Origin of the sequence: Shinella sp. S4-D37 (genome assembly GCF_040812195.1) — a bacterium.
Classification (GTDB): Bacteria; Pseudomonadota; Alphaproteobacteria; order Rhizobiales; family Rhizobiaceae; genus Shinella.
In genome coordinates this window covers 185,621-205,103 of record NZ_JBFNXL010000005.1, presented here as the reverse complement: position 1 = coordinate 205,103, position 19,483 = coordinate 185,621, and the positions used below count along the sequence as shown (strand labels likewise).

Below are 19,483 nucleotides of genomic sequence, written 5' to 3'. Positions count from 1 at the left end.
GCTTCTTATCCAGAGCCCGGGCACGGTTCATCCGCCAAATACCAGAATGGCGCGGCGCGACAGGGGTAGAACACCTCTTGCCTCCATTGGGACCATCGTGAAGATTACCGTTCCTACGCAGGGTTTGCTCTTTCCATAGAGTTCCAGGGAAACATTCCATGAGCCGACAGACAGATGCGATCCTCACCCTTTGCCGTGCGCTGCCGCCCACCCGTATCGCGATCGTGCATCCGGTAAAGGCCAATGTCATTGCCGCCAGCTTCGAGGCGGTGCAGGAAGATCTGGTAACGCCGGTGCTCATCGGCCCGGCGGCGCGGATAACCGACGCGGCCAGAGAGGCCGGGGTCGATATCGCGGGGTGGGAGATCGTCGATACCGAGCACAGCCATGCGGCGGCGGCCAAGGCGGCGGAACTGGCCGCGAGCGGCCATGTGGGTGCCATCATGAAGGGTTCGCTGCATACGGACGAGCTTCTGGGCGAGATCGTGAAGGCCGGCGCGGGGCTGCGCACGGAGCGGCGCATCTCGCACTGCTACCTCATGAGCATCGCATCCTATCCGAAACCGTTCATGATCACCGATGCCGCCGTCAACATCCTGCCCGATCTCGCGGTGAAGGCGGATATCGTCCAGAACGCGGTCGATCTCTGGCGCGTGGTGTTCGGCGAGGCGCGCGCGCCGAAGGTCGCCGCTCTCGCGGCGGTGGAAACGGTCAATCCCAAGATGCAGGCGACCCTCGACGCCGCAGCACTCTGCAAGATGGCGGACCGCCGGCAGATCACCGGCTGCCTGATCGACGGGCCGCTTGCCTTCGACAATGCGATCAGCCCGCAGGCAGCACGGGAGAAGGGCATAGAATCGGCCGTCGCCGGCGATGCTGACATCCTTCTCGTTCCCGATATCGAGGCCGGCAACATGCTGGCGAAGCAGCTCACGTTTCTTGGCAGCGCTGAGGCGGCCGGCATCGTGCTGGGCGCCCGCGTCCCCATCGTTCTGACAAGCCGGGCCGACGACCAGCGCACGCGCCTCCTGTCCTGCGCGCTTGCCTGCCTCCTCGCGGATGCCCGCGCCAAGGGCCGCATCAAATGACTGACGTCCTGCTCGTTCTCAATACCGGTTCGTCGAGCCTGAAATTCGAAGTTTTCGGCTATGAGGCACTCGACAAGCTCGCCAAGGGCAAGGTCACCGGCATCGGCACCGAGGCCAGGCTGAGCGCGACGGTCGTGGCAAGCGATGTCCATGTCGACAGGGCGCTTGCAGCGAACGACCACGAGACCGCCATGGCCGCGGTGATCGACCTCATCGACCGATACGACGACGCATGGCGCATGGTGGCGACGGTACACCGGATCGTGCATGGCGGCGCCGATTTCGTCGCGCCTGTCGTCGTCACGCCCGGGATTCTCGATCGGCTTGCGGCGCTGGCGCCCCTCGCGCCATTGCACCAGCCCTACAATCTCGCGGGCATCGCGGCGTCGGACCGCCTGTCGGACGCCCCGGACATCGCCTGTTTCGATACCGCCTTCCACGCCGGCCATGCACCGCTCTTCCAGGTCTTCGCCGTCGATGCGACGCTGCGGGATCGGGGCATCCGCCGCTACGGATTCCACGGCCTGTCCTACGAGTGGATTGCCCGCGTGCTCGCAAGTGAACACCCCGATCTTGCGCGCGGCCGGGTCGTGGTCGGGCATCTCGGCAATGGCGCAAGCCTGTGTGCCCTGAAGGACGGCGCAAGCGTCGACACGACCATGGGCATGACCGCGCTCGACGGTCTGCCGATGGGGAGCCGCACCGGTGCGATCGATCCCGGCGCGGTCACCTACATGCTGCGCAATCTCGGCATGGGCATCGACGATGTGGAACATGCGCTCTACGAGCGCTCCGGCCTGAAGGGCCTGTCCGGCCTCAGCAACGACGTGAAGGCCCTGCTCGAAAGCGCGGATCCGCGCGCCGGCTTCGCCCTCGACTATTTTGCCCTGAAGGTAGCGCAGTTCGCGGCCATGATGGCAGTGTCCATGGGTGGACTCGACGCCGTCGTCTTCACGGGGGGCGTCGGGGAAAATGCGGGACCGGTTCGCGATGCGATCCTCGCCCGGCTGGAATTCCTGCGGCCGTTCCGGACCTTGATCGTCCCGGCGAACGAGGAACGCATGCTTGCGATCCACGGCAAGGCATTGCTGGAGGCAGGACGGGGCGGCTGATCCGGTCCTCGATGGCGAGGCCCCGCGCAACACTTGACCAGGATCAATATATGCCGCGTTATCGGCGCTATGCTTCCGACCGCTTGCCTGGAACGGAAGGAATGTACGCGTGTTTTATCAATCCATTCTCGTCAATCTCGATATCGAGCGGCCGGTCGAGCCGATCACGGAGGCCGCGGTCGATCTGGCGTCTCGCTCGGGTGCTCGGCTCATAGGGCTTTGCGCCGCCGGAACGCTCGCAGAGCGCATGGAGGAGGCTCGCGCCACGTTCCTCCATCTGGCGGCAAACAGGATCGAGGCGGAATGGCGCGGCGAAACGATGGCGCCGACCGAGGCGGTCGTGGCGGCCGCCCGTGTCGCCGATCTGGTGCTGATGGCGGCCGGAGACCGCGCGGACCCGGCGACCGTCGTCCTGCGTGCCGGCCGGCCTCTTCTGGTGGTCGGGAGCGACTGCGACACGATTGCGACACGAAAGATCGTCATCGGCTGGAAGGACACCCGCGAGGCCCGCCGCGCGATTGCGGATGCGCTTCCCCTGCTCTCGGTCGCCTATGACGTCGCCGTCGTCTCCGTTTCCCCGGAGCCCGCGCCGGCCGAGAGGCAGAGCCTCTCCGATATCGTTTCCTATCTCGCCCGGCACAATGTGAAGGCCAGGCCGCAGATGATCAAAAGCGCCGACGAAACGATCGGCTTTCTGCAATTCGTCGACGAAAGCGACGCCGATATCGTCGTCACCGGCGCCTATGGTCATAGCCGCCTGCGGGAATGGGTGTTCGGCGGAATCACGGGCCTGCTTCTCGAAGAGAACACGCGCACCCGCTTTCTTTCCTGTTGATCCGCGGAACGCGACCGGCGCCTACACCGGCGTGTCGGCCGACGACGTGGCCGCAACCGGTGGCGACGTCTCCAACCCATCCTCCGGCGCACGGACGGATGCGGCCCTGTCCACTGGCCGCCGGATCGGATCCGACAACAGCGGAAGCCGTTGAGGACCACGAGCACGGTCCCGCCTTCATGTCCGACCACCGCCAGCGGCAGAGGCAGAGGCAGAGGCAGATCGAAGAACAACCCGCCCGTTACCAGCACCAGCATGGCGCCGATCGCGACGACGAGGTTCTGCCGGATGATCGCGGCGGTCCGGCGCGCCAGATGCTGCGCATCGGCCAGCTTCTTCATGTCTTCCGACAAGAGGGCGACATCGGCGGCCTGAAGGGCGACCTCCGAGCCGGCCGCGCCCATGGCGATGCCGACATCGGCGCGGGCAAGAGCGGCCGCGTCATTGACACCGTCGCCGACGAAGGCCACGGTGCCGCCACCCGCCAGTTCCCCCACATGACGCACCTTGTCTTGCGGCAGCATTTCGGCATGAATCTCGTCGGGAGCAAGGCCGAGCAGCGCGCCGATCCGCAAGGCCACCGGCCGGCGGTCTCCGGTCATCATGACGATGCGGCACACGCCGCCGGCCCGCAGCGCGGCGAGCGCCGGGGCCGAGCTCGCCCTCGCCTCGTCCGCCACGCCGACGGCGCCGAGAACGGTCGGTCCACGTCCCAGATAGACGACGGTCTCGGCGCTGTCGGTCAGTTCCCGAAGCCGGGCGTGGTCGACGGACGCCCCCATGTCCCGAACGAGATGAAGATTGCCGGCCCAGAGGACACCAAGCGCATCCGACCCGACGATCCCTGCGCTTGGGCGCGCGCTGACATCCACGACATGCGCCGGCGCGATGCCACGTGCAGCCGCCTCCCGGCGTATGGCCGCCGCGACATGATGCTCGGAATGGGCTTCGAGCCCGGCGAGCAACGACAGGAAGCCGCATTCGTCCGCGTCCAGCGCGACGATCCGCGTCACGGCCGCCCGGCCGTTGGTGAGGGTGCCGGTCTTGTCGAAGGCGAAGATATCGACGGCGGCCAGTGTTTCGAGCGCGCCGCCGAGAGCGCAGACAGGATCGCTGCAGGCACCGATATGACGATCGCACAGGGGCTGGCCGCGACCAGCAGCGTCGCGGCCCGATAGAGCGCCTGCTCCCAATCGCGCTCCACCCCGTAGAAAACGGCGAAGGCTAGAGCGGCGCCGAGGAGCACCGCGACGATATAGCGCTGTCCGAACCAGGCGCTGAAACGCTCGGAGGGGGCCTTGGCCTCCTGGGCTTCCGTGACCAGCCGGATCATGCGGGCGATCGTGCTGTCGCCGATCGTTCTTGCGACCGCCACTTCCAGAATGCCGTCCAGATTGACGGTGGCCTCGAACACCTGCTGGCCCGGCTCTTTGGAAACGGGCATGGATTCACCGGTGATATTGGCCTCGTCGATACCGCCGCGTCCCTGCAGGATGACGCCATCGGCCGGCACGCGGGCGCCGGGCCGCAGGATCACGACATCCCCGACGACAAGCTCCGCTGCGGGAACCTCCAGCACCGAGCCATCGGCCTGCCAGCGGAACGCCGTTTCGGGACGAAGCGCCATCAGCGCCTCGACGGCGCGGCGCGCACGGCCGAGCGCCTGGTGCTCAAGCGTCGTCGACACGCTGAACAGCGTCAACAGCACCGCGCCATCGACATCGCGCCGGCCACCAGCCCGGCGACACCGGCGACGAGGATTTCCTGCGATGCAGCGGTCGCCGCCGCGACACCGACGATGAGGCTCGACGTCGAGATCAGCCCGTCATTGGCACCCAGCACCGCCGCGCGGAGCCAGCCGATACGTTCGATGAGTTGGCTTTCCCTGTGGACGGCGCGCATGGCATCTCCGATTTCAGCAGATCGGCTGTGGTTACACGACTTCAGGCAATGGATTTAGAATTATTCTAAATGTATGCCATAGAGACGGCAGCACATCAATCTTCGCGGCGCTTTCTTCCCGTCACCATGGCGCGAACGAGGTTTTCCCGGTGCTCGACGCTGGCTAGAACAACGCCGGCGATATGCAGGGCGACCAGCCCGATGGTCGAATAGACAAGGGCCTTATGGACATCCTCCACCCAGCCGACACCCCAATAGGCATCCGTGGTCATCATATAGCCGGTGGTCACGATGCCGGACACCGCCGCGAGCAACAGAACGACCATGGCGCCCCCCGCCGGATTGTGGCCGAGATACCGCTTGGCGCGGAAGGCGAGGCTGTCACGGAGGAACGCGAGAATCGTCGTAGGGGCATAGAGGAAATTGGCGAAGCGGGCGTGATGCGGCCCCAGCAGCCCCCAGACCAGGCGCAAGGCGATCAGCCCGGCGATGGCATAGCCGGAGAGGATATGGGCCTTCTTCCATTCGTCGCCGGTGACGAAGGAGAAAACGAAGAGGCAGACCAGCGACCAGTGAAAGACCCGCACGAGCGGGTCCCACACCTTGACGCTTTCCCCCGCCCCGCTGGTTAGGGAGAGTGGCGCCATCATTCCGCTCCTTCCGAGCCGACCGGCTCGCCGGTCTGCGGATTGAAGATCGTCTCGACCTTGGCGCCCTTGGCATCGATCGCATAGACTTCGTAGCAGCCGTTCTCGACCTTTATCCGCCGGACGTCGAGGCCCATCGCCTTGGCCTTGTCCTTCATGGCATCCTCGGTCATCCATTTGTCCTTCGGCACGTCGCAGCTCTTGCCCTCATCTTCGGCACGGGCCGCACCGGCGGCAAAAAGGCCGAGAAGGGCGGTTGCGAGAAGGATTGTCTTCATGGAATTTCTCCTTGTGGCCGGCCGGAGCACCCTGCCCCGACGCTGGACGCACCATAGGCAGCCGTGGCTGAGCGATGGCTGACGGGAAATGTCAGCAAAATTTCAGCCTCGCCGTGCTAGGCTTCGAACATGCGTGTGCTCTTCATGTCCGTCATCACCCTTTCCCTTGCCGGGCTCCTTTCGGCCGGCGCAATCGCTCATGCAGACGATGAGGGGGACGACGCGGACGGACGCACCCTCGACGCCGTTCAGGAGGCGGTCGAGAAGGGCGCGATCAAACCGTTTTCCGAGTTGCGCGACATCGTCAGCCGGCGTTTCCGGGGCGATATCGTCCGCGTGGAACCACGCCGGAAGCACGGGATCTTCCTCTACAAATTCAAGGTTCTGTCGCCCGAAGGGCAGCTCGTCGAAATAGAGATCGACGCAGCGAGCGGCACGATCCTCGAAGTCGAGAACGAATGATGCGCATCCTGCTCGTTGAAGACGACCGGCTGATCGCCCGCGATCTCATCGCCCATCTGGAGCGGGCGGGCTATGTCGTGGACCATGCCCGCGACGGCGAAGACGGCTGGTATCGCGGCGACAGCGAGGATTTCGCCGCCGCCATCCTCGATCTCGGCCTCCCCTCCATGGATGGCATGACGATCCTGAAACGCTGGCGCAAGGACGGGCGCCGCTTCCCCGTCCTCATCCTGACGGCGCGCGGCAATTGGGAAGAGCGCGTGGAAGGCATCGATGCCGGGGCGGACGACTATCTCGCCAAGCCCTTCCAGATCGCGGAAGTCCTCGCCCGCCTGCGCGCTATCCTGCGCCGCTATGCCGGCGAGCCGAGCCCCGTCCTCAGCGCCGGCGGCCTACACCTGGACCCGCGCGTCAAATCGGTGACGCTTGGGGACCGGCCGGTCGACCTGACGCCGCTCGAATATCGCTGCCTGCACCATCTGCTCCAGAACCGCGAGCGCCATGTCAGCCAGCAGGAACTGACCGAGCAGCTCTACGCCCAGGATTTCGACCGCGACAGCAATTCGGTGGAGGTGCTGATCGGCCGGCTGCGGCGCAAGCTGGGCAAGGCTTTCATCGAGACGCGCCGCGGCTACGGCTACCGGATCGCCGCCGCATGAGATGGCCAACCTCCATTCGCAGCCGCCTCCTGCTGATTTCCGCGTTGACCGTGAGCCTCGCGCTGACACTGACCGTCACCTTGCTGGTCTCGCTCTTCTCCAGCAACATCCGCAACCGCATCGATGCGGAGCTGACCAGCCATATCAACACGCTGGCCGGCGCGCTGTCCTTTGCCGCCGACGGCACGCTCCAGCGCCCGGAAAGCCCGCTCGACCAGCGCTTCGCCACGCCCTATGGCGGGCTTTACTGGCAGATCGTCGACGATGCGCGGGGGCAGACCGTCCGCTCGCTGTCGCTGTTCGACACGGCCCTTGCCCTGCCCATGGACAGGCACGCCGAGGGCACGGTTCATCGCTACCTGCTGCCCGGCCCGGCCGGAAGTTCATTGATCGTCCTCGAGCGGCTCGTGCAGGTCGCTGCACCGGAGGGGAAACGCGCGCTGCGCATCGCGGTCGCCATCGACGCGCAAACGCTGGAGGAGGCCGGAGCCGCCTTCATCCGCGACATCCTGCCGGCCGTCGCCGGGCTCGGCGTCTTCCTCGTCGTCGCGTCGATCCTGCAGCTCACCCTCGGGCTGCGGCCGCTGGCGGCGCTGAACGAAGGGATCGTGCGCATCCGCGAGCGGCGTGCCAACCAGTTGACCGGCGCCTATCCCAGTGAATTCCAGAGCACCGTGGCGGCAGTCAATGCGCTTCTGGATACGCAGGAAGCGATGATGGGCAAGGCGAGGAAGCGCGCGGCCGACCTCGCCCACGGCCTGCGCACGCCGCTGACGGTGCTCTCGAACGATGTCCTCACTCTGCGCGACAAGGGTGAGGCGGCCATGGCGGACGAACTGGAGCACCTGGCGTCCGTCATGCGTAATCATGTGGAACGGGAACTGGCGCTTGCCCGCATCGCCGCCAGCGCGGACCTGCGCCGCTCGGACGCCGACGTAGCCATGATCGTCGGCGAACTTGTGCGCATCCTCAAGCGCTCCCCTTCCGGCGAGCGGCTGCGGTTCGAGATCGACGGCCCAAACACCGAGACCGTGCCCATGGACCCAGCCGACTTTCGCGAACTCATCGGCAACCTGCTCGAAAATGCCGTCAAATGGGCGACGGCCGAAATTCGCGTGCGCTGGAAGCGCAACGAAGACGGCCTGCGTCTGACGATCTCGGACGACGGTCCGGGCGTGCCGGAGCAAGAACTCGGCAATCTCACCCGCCGCGGCTGGCGTCTTGACATGGCATCCCCCGGCTCTGGCCTCGGTCTCTCCATCGTTCGTGAAATCGTCGATGTCTATCGCATCGGTTTTATGCTGCGGAACAGAAAGGCCGATAGCGGGCTGGAAGCCGAGCTTCTGTTCGCTCATACATGATGCAAACCGTCACGCAGATGGACGCCCCCCATCGACTCTCGCGCTTCGGCGTTGCATCCTGCCCTACAGAAACGACACGCGGTTCGTTCCCCACCGCATCCATAGCAATGTAAAATCGAAATGCTCATCCAAGAAGGCGACAAGAGGACTCCGGCAACAGACCTGATGCTGGCTTCAATTCTGGCGTTCGTCGCAGGCGGCGTGAACAGTGCCGGTTACCTTGGCTACCGCTATTTCTCAGCCAACATGACCGGCAATGTCTCGATGGCCTCCGATTTCCTCGCAGTCTCCCGGTCCGACCTGGCACTGGGATTCCTGACGATCGTCGTGATGTTCATCCTTGGTGCCTTCATCGCCTCGTGTCTCATCGAAGTCGGCAAGCGGCAGCTACGTCGTAACATCTACGCCCTCACATTGATCGTCGAAGCCGCGCTTCTGATGCTTGTCGGGCTTTTCATCACCCTGAGCGCACGCTCCCCGAATGGTGTGCTGGTGGTGGGCCTGTTGAGCCTGACCATGGGATTGCAGAATGCGGCATCGACGCGGATTTCCGGCAGTCGCGTAAGAACGACCCACGTTTCGGGTGTAGCAACCGATATCGGGGTGGGCATCGCCATGCTTCTGGGAAACAATTCCAGCTCCGACAGGCTGGCCATCGTGCTGCGCTTGAAACTCCACCTCGTCACGATTGTCTTCTTCGCACTCGGTGGCGTATTTGGCGTTCTTGGATACCAGCACCTCGGGGGATTATCCTTCTGCGCTTTGGCGATGCCTCTACTCCTGCTAAGCATCAGATATCTCCGGTAATGCAGATGGAGAAATGCTGCCCGCTCTGCCGGACGGCGCGCACTTGCAAATTGAGCAGACTGTCGGCTTTGAAGTGTCACAACTTTAGACTGAAGGACCATAATAAAGGCGCAAATATACCTCTACCCCAGCCGGATACCGGCCAGCACCGACACATCGCCATAGCAACCGTCGACTATCCCAAGAACACAATTCAAATCCGAATCTACTGTTATTCTGGCCCACGATCACCGTATTTGAGCAGCCCCTTCACCGCCTCGCCATCCAAAGCCTGCGCATCGAACAGCGCCGTGGTGAGCGCGTCGAGCTTGTCGCGGTTCTCACTGATGATTTCGACCGCCCTCGCAAATGCCCTTTCCAATCCCGCATGGATGCGGGCTGCGAGATCGGGATTACCGTCGAGCACGGCGGTCGGGTCCTTGTCATCGCGGTAGAGCAGCGGCTGAATCGCACCGAAGCCGAGGGAACGCTCCATGGCGAGCGCCATCTTCGTTGCCCTGGCGAGACCGCTTTCGTCCGAACCAGCGGACCCGGCGGACACCTTGCCGACCACGATCTGCTGGGCGGCGCGCCCCGCCATGAGCATGGCAAGCATGTCCTTACGGTACCCCCAGCGTATCAGCATTTGCCTAAACCCGCAATCTTCCAACCTATCGGTCCCACCAATTGTGGGTTGCTATGATCCGGGCCGACTTCATGGCCTGAGTAAAGTCGTAGGAGCTACGGCGGTTAAGAAATTCCTACATTAAGCAACCTGTGATGAAATAAACAGCAGAGAGATCAGAAATTAAACTTGATAAATTTCAAAAGGTTAAGCGTGCAAATCCGCGCCTCTCACGTTCTGGCGCATTCTCCACATCAACTGTCGCGATATGAAATCTTGGGTTGAATGGAATTTGGAAGCCGATACGGGGTCCCGTTACAACGTCGATTGACAAGAATAGCTGGCCAAAGTCCAGCCACCACCAGGAGGCACGGCCATTTTCCGGTCCTGTCAGTCCGAATTGTGCGATTGCTTCAAACTTTGCCCATAAACCTCAGGAACCCTTCGACAGGTCTCCCGGCCTGCCGAAAAAAGAAGTCCTGTCGCTATCGGCCGGACTCCGCCCGAGGCGTCTCGCAGAAGAAACAGCACGTCTAGGCCAAGGTGCTGGGCAAGCTCGGTCCCGGACGTCGGACCGAGAACCGTCAACGCGGTCGCCCAGGCATCGGCTTCAGCGCAGGTTCGCGCGACGACCGTGACCGAAGCGGGCGACGACAGTAGCGGCGCACCGCGGCGCGGATTCATGGTGTGCGAGAGACGGCGACCGTTCACGACAGTCCAATGCCGGTAATCGCCAGAGGTGGCGACCGCAGCCTCCTGCAAGGCGAGGACGGAGTGCGGCACTCGACGGGCCGCGTCGGGACCTTCTACGGCAATGTTCCACGGTTCACCATCGGGGCGCAGACCGAGCGCCCTCATCTCGCCGTCAATTCCCACGAGGCCGGAAGTTATGCCGAAGCGCCCGAGGATCGCGACCAGCCGGTCGACGCCATATCCCTTGGCAATGCCGTTGAGGTCGATCGTGATCGGCGCGCGCTTGCGCACCGCCGCGCGAACAGGATCGAGCTCGAGCGCCACATGGGCGGGTTGGCGCGATGTCGCGAGTGCCTTCCGGATCAGGGCCCGGTCGGCCGCTTGCGGGCCAAAACCCCAGGCAACGACCGCATCGCCCACGCCGATATCGAAAGCTCCGCCCGACGCACGGCCGATTTCGAGCGCAAGATGCAGAACGTCTGCGAGACGCGCCGGCACATCGATCCAGTCGCCGACGGGACCGGCGTTCAACCTCATCAGAGCGCTGTCGGGCTTCCAGGTGGACATCTGCGCGTCCACCTCGTCCATTTCCGCCTGAAGAGCGTGTCGAACCGGCTCCGGATCGAACCCTGCCTCCGTGTAGAACAGCGCGGACCAGCGCGTTCCCATGGTCGGTCCGTTGAGCGCGTGCCTCATCGGATCAGTAGACGTCTTCGACATAGCGTCCCTCCGCCTTGAGCAGGGCCGGCGTCAACCCTACCGGCGCGAGAATCTCGGCAAGCGCCGCCGAAACGCCGACGGCCATATCCCGCCCACCACAGACCATGATGCGCGCGCCGCTGCGGATCAGGGCTGCGATCTGGGCGGCATCCTCAAGAAGAGCGTGCTGGACATAGCGCGGCATCCGCCCGCGCGAGCAGGCCCCGACGAGCCGGTGAAGGCGCCCTTCGCGATGCCAGCGCGTCAGTTCGTCCTTGTAGAGGAAATCGCTGGCAGGATGACGCATTCCGAAGAACAGGTGGATCGGACGGCGACGCGCATTGGCGCGCACGAAGCCCGCCAGCGGCCCTATCCCTGTTCCAGCTCCGATCAGGATCAACGGTATCCTGCTCCTGCCGGCATGGAAGCCGGGATTGGTTCGGATGAATGCGCGAACGGCACATCCTGGCTCCAGATTGAAGAGCTGCCCGGAACAGAGCCCCGCCGGATGCTTCTTCACGACGATCTCGATGAAGCCATCGCGCCGTCCCGAAGCCAGCGAGTAGAACCGTGGAACGGACGAGCCCTCGGGCAGCACGCCGAGAAGATCGCCTGCCGAATATCGACCGAAGCCACGCCCGGCCAACCGATGCCAGAACGGGACTTTGGGCAGCACGAACCGCAGGATCACTGTCGGAGCTTGCACCTCCGCGCCGTATTCGCGTCGCGAAACGAGGGTCAATGGGGAGGCCGCCAGCAAGGCTGGCCGATGGACAAGCTCCAGCCCGATCCCTATTGCCTCGCCCAGCGATCGTCCCCAACGGGCAAAATCCTGCGGCGACTGCCGGTCGACGGTTTCGTATGGGATGAGCGTGCTCCACCCTCGCGCCTCGGCGGCCCTCGCAACGACCTGGGCAAAAGCGCAGTAGGCCGGGAAGCTGCGGTCACCGAAGCCGAGCACGGCGATCGGAATGGTTGGCTCTACCGGCAGGGTTTGCAGGCGATCGAGAAACCCCCGCGCCGAAGCGGGCGCATCGCCATCGCCATAGGTTGCCGCAAGAATGAGAACGCGCCGGGCATGCCGGTAGCGTTCAGGATCGAATGACGACATCGGCGCGGTGTGAACCGCCTGCCCGAGCTTCGTCAGCGCGGCGTGCAGTGTCGCAGCGAAGCTCCATGTGCTGCCGCTCTCGCTGCCGACAAGCAGGATCGTTTCCGCACGTCCAGCCGTTACATTGCCGTGAATCCGTGGCCGCCCGCGCCGACCCGCCAGCCACAGGATGAGGCCGGTGCCCGCCATCGCCGGCACGCCGAGCGCCATCATGCCGAGCACGAGGCCCAAGGTGGCCGCGCCTCGACCGGTATGCAGCATATAGATAGTCTCCGAGAGACGCTGCCATCCGGTCAGGTCGCTCCAGGCCAGCAGCACGCCGGTGCCCTGATCCAGATAGCCCGTGCCGCGATCCGTCTTCAGCGTGAAGACATCCGTCGCATCGGCCAGATCGGGAAACGCCAGGCTGCGCAGTTCGGTGACCGGTGTCCGTTTCAGCAGATCCATATGCGATGCGGCCATGCCGGTCCGGCCGCTCGCCTCGATGTGGGCGACGGGAGATGTGGCCGCGTCGGGAAGGAGATCGAATGTCGACGCCGTCATCCACAATGCGGTGGCCGAGGACAAGACGAGGCCTGCGACGGCGACGCGCGCGATCTCGACATGCAATCTTCCGGCGAGCGGCCCGCGTATCGGCGCGAACCATCGCCGCCAGCCGCCGGCCCTGCGGGCGACGAGCATAGTGCCGGACACAGCCAAGACCAGCATGGCGGCAGCGCCCACTGCCGCTGCGATACGCCCGCCGTCACCGAGAAAGAGCGACCGGTGCAGACCGGTAAGCCACTGCTCGACGGCATTCGGATCGCTGGAGGCGACACCCAGCCCTGTTGCGGGATCGATGATGGCGGCCTGAGGCGCCCCACCCTCAAACCAGTAGGCGGTGATCTTGCCGGAGGGCGCGCGACGTATCTGTTCTATTTGAGGGTGGATGGCGAGGATACGTCCGGCCAGCGTCCCGACGGAAAGCCCTGCCTCGGCCTGCGGGGCGGACAACCGTTCGGCGGCGGGAAACAGCGAGAGTGCTGCACCGCTAAGGCTCAAGACCAGCAGAAAAAGAGCGGCCAGAAGGCCTGGCCAGCGATGGATGACACGGATCATGTCGTCCACCGCCTAGAAGGAGTAGGCAACGGTCGAGACGTAGCGTCGACCGCGAACGGTCGTCTTCGTGCCCGCAGTGGTCAGGGGAACGGCGACCTCGTTGGGGCTGTCACGCATGTCCTCCACGGCTGCGTCGACATGCAGCGTGTAACCTGCGTCGAAAAGCGCATCGGCAAGGTCGAGCGAGATCTCCAGCGTGCGCCCCGCACCGACGCTAGCGCCGGTAATGCCGTCGATACCGGCGCGGCCGCCAGTGGCGCGATACCAGCCCGATAGATGCTCGTAATATTTGGACTTGCCGCCAGCGACCCAGAGCGTGCCGGCATATTTGCCCTGGGGATCGGTGACGTAGAGCGCGAGATAGGCGCCGTCGCCGCCATAGTTGGTCAGCGTTGTGGTCAATGTCACCGGCCGGGCCATGGCGAGGCCAGGGAACGTGAGGGCGGTTGTCATGGCGAGAGCTGCGAGAAGCGATTTCATGTCGGCTTGCCTTCTGCGAGGAAACGGTGTCCGGGTCGTCGCAGAGCGCCGACCCGTCCTCGTCACTGTGGCGAAGCCGCCTGAGGGCTGCCTGACGGCCATCGGGATTTTCCGTCAGCACTTCGTCAGGAAACATCGGACACGGTCAGGTCCGCAGCAGATGCAGGAGCGACCGGCCTGTCGGCAGGCCAGCCGCGAAAGCTCCGGGGACTGAACAAGACGGCAGCCAGCCACGCTCCGCTCAGGCGCGTGGCTGGCTGCCGCTGCGTTAGCGCGGAGACATCCGCTGCAACGTCCCGTCGCGCAGGACGTACTGGTGCCAGACCGCCATCGCGGCATGCAGTCCGGCAAGGTAGAGGATGATCGTGCCGGCATTCTCATGAATGTCCGCGATCAGGCCCGGTGCGCCCTGCACCCGCTCGGTGATCGCCGGAAGCTGGAAGCCGAAGAAAGAAACGGGAACACCGAGGCGCGACGCCGCGTACCAACCGCTCAACGGCAGGGCAATGAGGAACAGATACAACAGCACATGTCCGGCTTTGACGGCAAGGGCGAGACGGCCATTGGACTGCGGCGCGTCCGGGGTTCCGCCCGCAAGGCGCAGGATCAAGCGCGGAAGCACCAGGACGAGCACGGCCAACCCGAACGAGAAATGCAGCAAGGGCGGGTTTTCGGCCATATGACGGCCTCCCGTCGAGGTCAGCCAGGCCCCGAGGATCAGCAGGGCTGTCAGCCAGTGGATGACGATCATGCTTCTGGAATAACGGGCCGGATCATGAGGCATGGCGGGATCTCCTTGCGACGGTCGCAGCGCTTGAGCGATAGCGAGATGGGATTGCTACTTGATGGTGGTCTTGGGCCGCACGGTCGTCCCGAGCAGGGTGTTGGAGGATGTTCCGCCTACGGTGTCGTTCTGCGAGGCTGGCGGCCGCTGACGCCTCGATCCGTGACGGTCGTCATCGCGATCCCTGTGCCGGAACTTGACGATTTCGAGGGTTTCCGGATCGACCTTGGCCTTGAAAGCCAGGCCATTCCGGTCGGTTCCCCGGATTTCGTAACAGCCGTCATCGATCTTGATCCTGGCAACGGTCCAGCCTTGACTGGCGGCCATTGTTTCGACCGCTTCCCGCGGCTTCCATCGATCCATCGAGACATGGCAATCGTCGTCGTCAGCCTTGGCGATACCGGGACCGGAAAACGCCAGAACGAGGATCGCGGCCAGCAAATGTTTCATCGTTTCATTGTTCCTGATCAACGCGCTTTCGGGGGGAACCATGGCACGCTCTCCTGACGAACGCCTGAAGCAGCGATGGGGCGGTCTTCAGCAAACCGACAGCATCGGACGCTAGGCAGGAGGATGGCGAGACGGGTGACCCTGGGATGAGAGTTCTACTGATCGAAGACGATGCTATTCTCGGAAAGGCCGTGCGCGAGCAGGTTGCCGCCCTCCACTCGGTGGACTGGGTGACACGGCTCGATGCGGCGCGCGAACATCTCCAAAGCGCGGCATACGATCTCATCCTGCTCGATCTGATGCTCCCGGACGGATTGGGCATCGCCTTTCTCAAAAAGCTTCGAGCCGAGGGCAGCGTGACGCCGGTCATCATCCTGACGGCGCTCGACCAGATCTCCGACCGCATCGCGGGCCTCGATGCCGGCGCCGACGACTACATGATCAAGCCGTTCGATCTGTCGGAACTCTCCTCGCGGCTGAATGCGGTGGCGCGGCGATACAGCGGCAACCCGAATCCTCTCATCGAGATCGGCGACCTGCGCATCGATCTCGCCGCCCGGACCGTGATGCACGGCGCGCGCCCTGTTGAGCTTACCGGTCGCGAATGGGCGCTGTTCGAAGCATTTCTGCAGCGGCCCGGCATCGCGATGACCAAGGCGCAGCTCGAAGATCGGCTCTATGCATTCGGCGCAGAGGTCGAGAGCAATACGATCGAGGTTCACGTCAGCAGACTGCGCAAGAAGCTCGGCCACGGCGCGATCGATACGGTGCGGGGCATCGGGTATCGTCTTGGAACGGCAAGATGAAGCGGCCCAGGAGCCTGCAAAGGCGGCTCTCGCTATGGCTGGGGCTAGGGCTAACGGTGTTATGGGCACTTGCCGCGGTCGTGACCGCGCAGATGCTGCGCCACGAAATGGACGAGGTGTTCGACAGCGCCCTCGAAGAGACGGCGCAACGCATCCTGCCGCTTGCGGCGATCGAGATCATCGGCCGCGATGCCGACGACACCGAACAGCGCGTTGCCACGCTCCGCCAGCACGACGAGTATTTCACCTATGTCGTGCGCGATGCCGCGGGCAAGGTTCTGCTGCGATCGCACAGCGCCGATCTCGCGGCATTCCCGCCGTTTTCCGGAATGGGCTTTGCCACGACGCCGACGCACCGCCTCTACTCCGACGCGACCCTCCAGCAGAATCTGACCATCACCATCGCGGAGCCCCTGTCGCATCGCCGGATGACCGCCGGGCGACTGTTGCTCGGGCTGAGCCTGCCGCTGGCCGTCATTGTCCCGCTCGGCTTGATCGGCATCTGGGTCATTGTCCGGCTGTCCATGACCCCGGTTCGGACCTTCCGCTCGCAGATCGAGGCGCGCGGCGGCGGTGATTTGACACCCATCGACGCGGAGGACCTGCCCTCGGAGATCGGCCCCGTCGCCAAAGCGGTCAACCACCTCCTGGACCGATTGACGCGTACCTTGCAGGCCGAGCGCAGCCTGGCGGCCAAATCGGCCCATGAGCTGCGGACACCGGTGGCTGCTGCACTGGCGCAGGCGCAGCGCATGATCGCGCAAGCGCCGGACGACGCCACGCGCGAGCGCGCCGAGGATATGCAGACCGCCTTGCGGCGCCTTTCCCGCCTCACCGAGAAACTCATGCAACTGGCGAGAGCCGAGGGCGGACGCCTTCTCGCCGAGGCGCCGGTCGAGATCGGCGCCATCCTGCGGATGGTTGTGAGCGAATTCGACGGGCAGGCCGAGACTGCAGGGCGCATCGACCTGACACTGCCAGACGCGCCGGTATTCGCAAGCATCGACGCCGACGCCTTCGCCATCCTGGCCCGGAACCTGATCGAAAACGCCCTCAAGCATGGCGTGCGGGACGAACCGGTCGCCGTCACCTTGTCGGCAGACGGCTGTCTGCGCGTCACGAACGCCGGCCCGGTCGTGCCTTCCGCAGTGCTTGCGCGGCTGAGCGAGCCCTTCGAGCGCGGTCAGGCTCTGGTGCGGGGGGCCGGCCTGGGGCTCGCCATCGCCCGGACCATTGCTGCCGGAACAAATGGACGGATAGAACTCCAATCTCCCGCAAGCGGCAGGATTGACGGGTTTGAGGCAAGGTTCTTCATAGACAAATGATCATCGACATCGACGCCAGATGCTGAAAGGCAACTCGGGAGACCATGGACACTGACGCCCTGCTCAGCCGCCTTGCGGTATCGCTTTCGATCGGTCTGCTGATCGGCCTGGAGCGTGGATGGCGTACCCGCAACGAGGAAGACCATCTGCGCGCGGCAGGTCTACGAACGTTCGCGCTGACCGGTCTCACCGGCGGCATTACCGGCGCCCTGGCCCGGCAGTTCGACTCTGGCCTCGTGATCGGTCTTGTTTTCCTCGGGTTCACCGCGGCATTCGCCTCCTACCACTGGCTCGAAGCGCGGGCCGAGCGAAATTACAGCGCGACATCCGTCGTCGCCGGCATAGCCACGTTCCTGCTGGGAACGCTTGCCGTCGTCGGCGACCTTGCAGCCGCCATCGCCGGGGCTGTTGCCACGGCTGTGCTGCTTGCCCTGCGCGAGCCGTTGCATCGTTGGGTCGCGTCGCTGAGCTGGAATGAGATCCGGTCGGGCCTGACGCTTCTGGCAATGACCTTTCTCATGCTGCCGATCCTGCCGAACAGGCCGGTCGATCCCTGGGGCACCGTCAATCCATATGAGATCTGGTTGCTGACCATCCTGATCGCCGCGGTCTCCTTCGCCGGCTACGTCGCCGTCCGCGTGTTCGGGGACCGGCTTGGCGTTCTGATGACGGCGATCGCGGGCGGGCTCGCCTCTTCGACAGCGACGACCTTGACGCTGGCAAGGCTTGCCCGCCGGCACCCCGAGTCCAGCACGCTGCTTTCCTGTGGCGTGCTTCTTTCCGGCTTGACCATGATCATCCGCGTTGCAGTCGTGGCGACGGCCTTGAACCCAAGCTTGCTTCCGCATCTCAAATGGCCATTGCTCATCGGCGGTGGCGTGCTCGCCATCGGCGCCGGGCTCCTGCTGCTACAAAGTCGCGGCTCCTCCGAACAGCCGGAACTTACGATCACCAACCCGCTGGAATTGGCGCCTGCCCTGAAAATGGGGACACTCATCACCGTGGTCATGGTGGTGTCGCATCTGCTTCAGCAGTCGTTCGGGAATGCGGGCGTTCTGGTGACCGCCGCCGCTTCGGGCATCGCCGATGTGGATGCGATTTCGATCTCCATGGCCCGCCTGGCGTCGCATTCGATCGAGCCCGGTCTTGCGGCAGATGCGATCCTGATCGCCGTGGCCATGAATACACTTGTCAAAGCCGTGATGGCGGCATGGGTCGGAGGCTCAAGGATCGGCGGGCCCGTCAGCGCCCTTAGCGTGCTCGGCCTTGCGGCCGGCATGGCAGCGTCTCTGTATCTTGGCCGTTCGTGAATTGAGGGGGAGATTGCGGCCGGGCATGCGGCCACACTCGGGCCTTGATGGGTCGGTCTGGTCGGCTGTAAGCGATGGTTTCGGGGAGAGTGGTGTCGCTGATCTCCCCGAAATCGGGTAATGCAAGCGGGGCAGCAAAACGCGGCCTCGCAGTCCCCTCACGCGTTGCGGAGCGATGCCACGATCTTGTCTTTTAACATCAGCCGCTGGCGGCGCAGATCGGCCTCGGCTGCTTCGGAAATGGCGTCGAGACGTGTCTCGGACCGATGAATCTTGTCGTTCACCGCGTCATATTCCGTCAAAACATGCGCAAACTCCGGGCTTTTCGCCTTCAGGGCATGAATGGCGTCCATCTGGTCTGGGAATTCGTCGCCAAGAGTGTGAGGTGTATTCGACAAGGTTCTTTCTCCTTTTCTGCAATTTCGCCCCGGCGTCAGGGCTTTTCGACGCGCGCGACCTGATAGGTGACAAACGCGCCTTCCCGCCCGACCGAGATGTATTCGCCAAGACGGAAGCACTCCTCGCCCAGGCGGAAACCGATCTCGTCGTCCCGATCACCCGGCTCGTAATCGAAATACCACTGCCCGCCGGGCTTGCGCCGCAACAGCCCGATGCGGGCCGTCTTACCGTCCCGAAAATATCGGACGCGACAGGCGTCGCGAGATTTCTTCCATTCCAGCGGATCAAGGAATCCTTCGTGGTTGAGCGGAACCAGAAGATCATAGCCTTCTTCCCGATCTCCCTCCGGATGGTCTTTGCCGCGAGCGAGAACCAACCGCACGTGGTGGAAACTTGAGGGTAGTTCTTGTGCCTTGACCACGATCCGATCCTTCATTTCCCCCCCTGATACACCATTGGCAAAGGAACGTTCTTGATCTGGCGCAAGTGAGACGAGGCATGTGTTATCCGATGCCGGCGACTATCCGGAACGGTCGAGATGGGCCTGCGTCAGGATGACCGCGCCGATCGCCG

General features: G+C 64.1%; 20 protein-coding genes and 2 pseudogenes. 10 read left to right on the top strand and 12 right to left on the bottom strand.

What is annotated here, in order from left to right; genetic code table 11:
• Window positions 1–158: 158 nt before the first annotated feature.
• The 3 genes from AB3G45_RS08455 (at window position 159) to AB3G45_RS08445 (ending at window position 3,035) form a co-directional block, all read left to right on the top strand.
• Complete coding sequence (locus tag AB3G45_RS08455) at window positions 159–1,088, top strand: bifunctional enoyl-CoA hydratase/phosphate acetyltransferase (protein WP_367830132.1); 930 nt, start codon at window positions 159–161, stop codon at window positions 1,086–1,088.
• Entirely contained in the window at window positions 1,085–2,200 is a 1,116-nt protein-coding gene (locus AB3G45_RS08450) for an acetate/propionate family kinase (RefSeq protein WP_117371525.1), read from the top strand. The genes AB3G45_RS08455 and AB3G45_RS08450 overlap by 4 nt, the downstream gene beginning before the upstream one ends.
• A gap of 109 nt (window positions 2,201–2,309) precedes the next feature.
• Window positions 2,310–3,035, top strand: coding sequence for a universal stress protein (locus AB3G45_RS08445; protein ID WP_117371526.1), 726 nt, complete (start codon window positions 2,310–2,312; stop codon window positions 3,033–3,035).
• 21 nt (window positions 3,036–3,056) lie between these two features.
• Here AB3G45_RS08445 and AB3G45_RS08440 read toward each other — a convergent pair.
• The 4 genes and pseudogenes from AB3G45_RS08440 to AB3G45_RS08425 all read right to left on the bottom strand — a co-directional run bounded on the left by AB3G45_RS08440 (window position 3,057) and on the right by AB3G45_RS08425 (window position 5,862).
• Window positions 3,057–4,806, bottom strand: a pseudogene (locus AB3G45_RS08440) (heavy metal translocating P-type ATPase).
• Window positions 4,746–4,937 (bottom strand): annotated as a pseudogene (locus AB3G45_RS08435) (VIT1/CCC1 transporter family protein); the annotation flags it as partial. The pseudogenes AB3G45_RS08440 and AB3G45_RS08435, both read right to left, overlap by 61 nt.
• A gap of 95 nt (window positions 4,938–5,032) precedes the next feature.
• Window positions 5,033–5,584, bottom strand: a complete 552-nt coding sequence (locus AB3G45_RS08430) for a cytochrome b/b6 domain-containing protein (RefSeq protein WP_367833537.1) — start codon at window positions 5,582–5,584, stop codon at window positions 5,033–5,035.
• Window positions 5,584–5,862, bottom strand: coding sequence for a PepSY domain-containing protein (locus tag AB3G45_RS08425; protein WP_035219788.1), 279 nt, complete (start codon window positions 5,860–5,862; stop codon window positions 5,584–5,586). The genes AB3G45_RS08430 and AB3G45_RS08425 overlap by 1 nt, the downstream gene beginning before the upstream one ends.
• Window positions 5,863–6,006: 144 nt before the next feature.
• Here AB3G45_RS08425 and AB3G45_RS08420 point away from each other — a divergent pair, with 144 nt between their 5' ends.
• From AB3G45_RS08420 to AB3G45_RS08405, 4 genes are all read left to right on the top strand, one after another.
• Window positions 6,007–6,324: a PepSY domain-containing protein gene (locus AB3G45_RS08420; RefSeq protein WP_367830131.1), complete on the top strand. Its 318-nt coding sequence runs from the start codon at window positions 6,007–6,009 to the stop codon at window positions 6,322–6,324.
• On the top strand, window positions 6,324–6,983 hold the full coding sequence (locus AB3G45_RS08415) for a response regulator transcription factor (RefSeq protein ID WP_117371557.1): 660 nt from the start codon (window positions 6,324–6,326) through the stop codon (window positions 6,981–6,983). Before AB3G45_RS08420 ends, AB3G45_RS08415 begins: the two co-directional genes overlap by 1 nt.
• Window positions 6,980–8,344 carry a sensor histidine kinase gene (locus AB3G45_RS08410; protein WP_367830130.1) on the top strand — a complete coding sequence of 455 codons (1,365 nt, stop codon included), beginning with the start codon at window positions 6,980–6,982 and terminating at the stop codon, window positions 8,342–8,344. The genes AB3G45_RS08415 and AB3G45_RS08410 overlap by 4 nt, the downstream gene beginning before the upstream one ends.
• Before the next feature lie 120 nt (window positions 8,345–8,464).
• Window positions 8,465–9,151 (top strand): YoaK family protein, encoded by a 687-nt coding sequence (locus tag AB3G45_RS08405; protein ID WP_035219792.1) that lies wholly within the window; start codon window positions 8,465–8,467, stop codon window positions 9,149–9,151.
• Between the two features lie 211 nt (window positions 9,152–9,362).
• Here AB3G45_RS08405 and AB3G45_RS08400 read toward each other — a convergent pair whose 3' ends face one another.
• The 6 genes from AB3G45_RS08400 to AB3G45_RS08375 all read right to left on the bottom strand — a co-directional run bounded on the left by AB3G45_RS08400 (window position 9,363) and on the right by AB3G45_RS08375 (window position 15,112).
• Window positions 9,363–9,746: a hypothetical protein gene (locus AB3G45_RS08400; protein ID WP_051795987.1), complete on the bottom strand. Its 384-nt coding sequence runs from the start codon at window positions 9,744–9,746 to the stop codon at window positions 9,363–9,365.
• Between the two features lie 399 nt (window positions 9,747–10,145).
• Window positions 10,146–11,168, bottom strand: a complete 1,023-nt coding sequence (locus tag AB3G45_RS08395) for an FAD:protein FMN transferase (RefSeq protein WP_367830129.1) — start codon at window positions 11,166–11,168, stop codon at window positions 10,146–10,148.
• The gene (locus tag AB3G45_RS08390) at window positions 11,149–13,356 is read right to left on the bottom strand and encodes a PepSY domain-containing protein (RefSeq protein ID WP_367830128.1); all 2,208 of its coding nucleotides are present in this window, start codon (window positions 13,354–13,356) and stop codon (window positions 11,149–11,151) included. The genes AB3G45_RS08395 and AB3G45_RS08390 overlap by 20 nt, the downstream gene beginning before the upstream one ends.
• A 12-nt stretch (window positions 13,357–13,368) precedes the next feature.
• Window positions 13,369–13,836: a DUF2271 domain-containing protein gene (locus tag AB3G45_RS08385; protein WP_023513012.1), complete on the bottom strand. Its 468-nt coding sequence runs from the start codon at window positions 13,834–13,836 to the stop codon at window positions 13,369–13,371.
• A gap of 268 nt (window positions 13,837–14,104) precedes the next feature.
• On the bottom strand, window positions 14,105–14,620 hold the full coding sequence (locus AB3G45_RS08380; RefSeq protein ID WP_023513013.1) for a cytochrome b: 516 nt from the start codon (window positions 14,618–14,620) through the stop codon (window positions 14,105–14,107).
• Window positions 14,621–14,674: 54 nt separating this feature from the next.
• A complete protein-coding gene (locus AB3G45_RS08375) occupies window positions 14,675–15,112 on the bottom strand; it encodes a PepSY domain-containing protein (RefSeq protein ID WP_023513014.1) in 438 nt (145 codons plus the stop codon).
• A gap of 104 nt (window positions 15,113–15,216) precedes the next feature.
• Between AB3G45_RS08375 and AB3G45_RS08370 the strand changes: the two genes are divergently transcribed.
• The 3 genes from AB3G45_RS08370 to AB3G45_RS08360 are packed head-to-tail and all read left to right on the top strand — an operon-like array spanning window position 15,217 to window position 18,511.
• Window positions 15,217–15,876, top strand: coding sequence for a response regulator transcription factor (locus tag AB3G45_RS08370; RefSeq protein ID WP_024271189.1), 660 nt, complete (start codon window positions 15,217–15,219; stop codon window positions 15,874–15,876).
• Window positions 15,873–17,201, top strand: a complete 1,329-nt coding sequence (locus tag AB3G45_RS08365) for an ATP-binding protein (RefSeq protein WP_367830127.1) — start codon at window positions 15,873–15,875, stop codon at window positions 17,199–17,201. The genes AB3G45_RS08370 and AB3G45_RS08365 overlap by 4 nt, the downstream gene beginning before the upstream one ends.
• Window positions 17,202–17,245: 44 nt before the next feature.
• Window positions 17,246–18,511 (top strand): MgtC/SapB family protein, encoded by a 1,266-nt coding sequence (locus AB3G45_RS08360; protein ID WP_023513017.1) that lies wholly within the window; start codon window positions 17,246–17,248, stop codon window positions 18,509–18,511.
• Between the two features lie 158 nt (window positions 18,512–18,669).
• Here the strand turns inward: AB3G45_RS08360 and AB3G45_RS08355 are convergent, their stop codons facing one another.
• Window positions 18,670–18,909 carry a YdcH family protein gene (locus tag AB3G45_RS08355; protein ID WP_023513018.1) on the bottom strand — a complete coding sequence of 80 codons (240 nt, stop codon included), beginning with the start codon at window positions 18,907–18,909 and terminating at the stop codon, window positions 18,670–18,672.
• Window positions 18,910–18,944: 35 nt separating this feature from the next.
• A complete protein-coding gene (locus AB3G45_RS08350) occupies window positions 18,945–19,346 on the bottom strand; it encodes a hypothetical protein (protein WP_023513019.1) in 402 nt (133 codons plus the stop codon).
• Between the last annotated feature and the right edge of the window lie 137 nt (window positions 19,347–19,483).

Bases quoted from the DNA above. Each gene is read 5' to 3' on its own strand.
- AB3G45_RS08365 (WP_367830127.1), top strand. From the start codon at position 15,873: ATGAAGCGGCCCAGGAGCCTGCAAAGGCGGCTCTCGCTATGGCTGGGG.
- AB3G45_RS08410 (WP_367830130.1), top strand. From the start codon at position 6,980: ATGAGATGGCCAACCTCCATTCGCAGCCGCCTCCTGCTGATTTCCGCG.
- AB3G45_RS08385 (WP_023513012.1), bottom strand. From the start codon at position 13,836: ATGAAATCGCTTCTCGCAGCTCTCGCCATGACAACCGCCCTCACGTTC.
- AB3G45_RS08415 (WP_117371557.1), top strand. From the start codon at position 6,324: ATGCGCATCCTGCTCGTTGAAGACGACCGGCTGATCGCCCGCGATCTC.
- AB3G45_RS08430 (WP_367833537.1), bottom strand. From the start codon at position 5,584: ATGGCGCCACTCTCCCTAACCAGCGGGGCGGGGGAAAGCGTCAAGGTG.
- AB3G45_RS08375 (WP_023513014.1), bottom strand. From the start codon at position 15,112: ATGGTTCCCCCCGAAAGCGCGTTGATCAGGAACAATGAAACGATGAAA.
- AB3G45_RS08400 (WP_051795987.1), bottom strand. From the start codon at position 9,746: ATGCTTGCCATGCTCATGGCGGGGCGCGCCGCCCAGCAGATCGTGGTC.
- AB3G45_RS08380 (WP_023513013.1), bottom strand. From the start codon at position 14,620: ATGCCTCATGATCCGGCCCGTTATTCCAGAAGCATGATCGTCATCCAC.
- AB3G45_RS08370 (WP_024271189.1), top strand. From the start codon at position 15,217: ATGAGAGTTCTACTGATCGAAGACGATGCTATTCTCGGAAAGGCCGTG.
- AB3G45_RS08420 (WP_367830131.1), top strand. From the start codon at position 6,007: ATGTCCGTCATCACCCTTTCCCTTGCCGGGCTCCTTTCGGCCGGCGCA.
- AB3G45_RS08395 (WP_367830129.1), bottom strand. From the start codon at position 11,168: ATGTCGAAGACGTCTACTGATCCGATGAGGCACGCGCTCAACGGACCG.
- AB3G45_RS08350 (WP_023513019.1), bottom strand. From the start codon at position 19,346: ATGAAGGATCGGATCGTGGTCAAGGCACAAGAACTACCCTCAAGTTTC.
- AB3G45_RS08455 (WP_367830132.1), top strand. From the start codon at position 159: ATGAGCCGACAGACAGATGCGATCCTCACCCTTTGCCGTGCGCTGCCG.
- AB3G45_RS08360 (WP_023513017.1), top strand. From the start codon at position 17,246: ATGGACACTGACGCCCTGCTCAGCCGCCTTGCGGTATCGCTTTCGATC.
- AB3G45_RS08405 (WP_035219792.1), top strand. From the start codon at position 8,465: ATGCTCATCCAAGAAGGCGACAAGAGGACTCCGGCAACAGACCTGATG.
- AB3G45_RS08390 (WP_367830128.1), bottom strand. From the start codon at position 13,356: ATGATCCGTGTCATCCATCGCTGGCCAGGCCTTCTGGCCGCTCTTTTT.
- AB3G45_RS08425 (WP_035219788.1), bottom strand. From the start codon at position 5,862: ATGAAGACAATCCTTCTCGCAACCGCCCTTCTCGGCCTTTTTGCCGCC.
- AB3G45_RS08450 (WP_117371525.1), top strand. From the start codon at position 1,085: ATGACTGACGTCCTGCTCGTTCTCAATACCGGTTCGTCGAGCCTGAAA.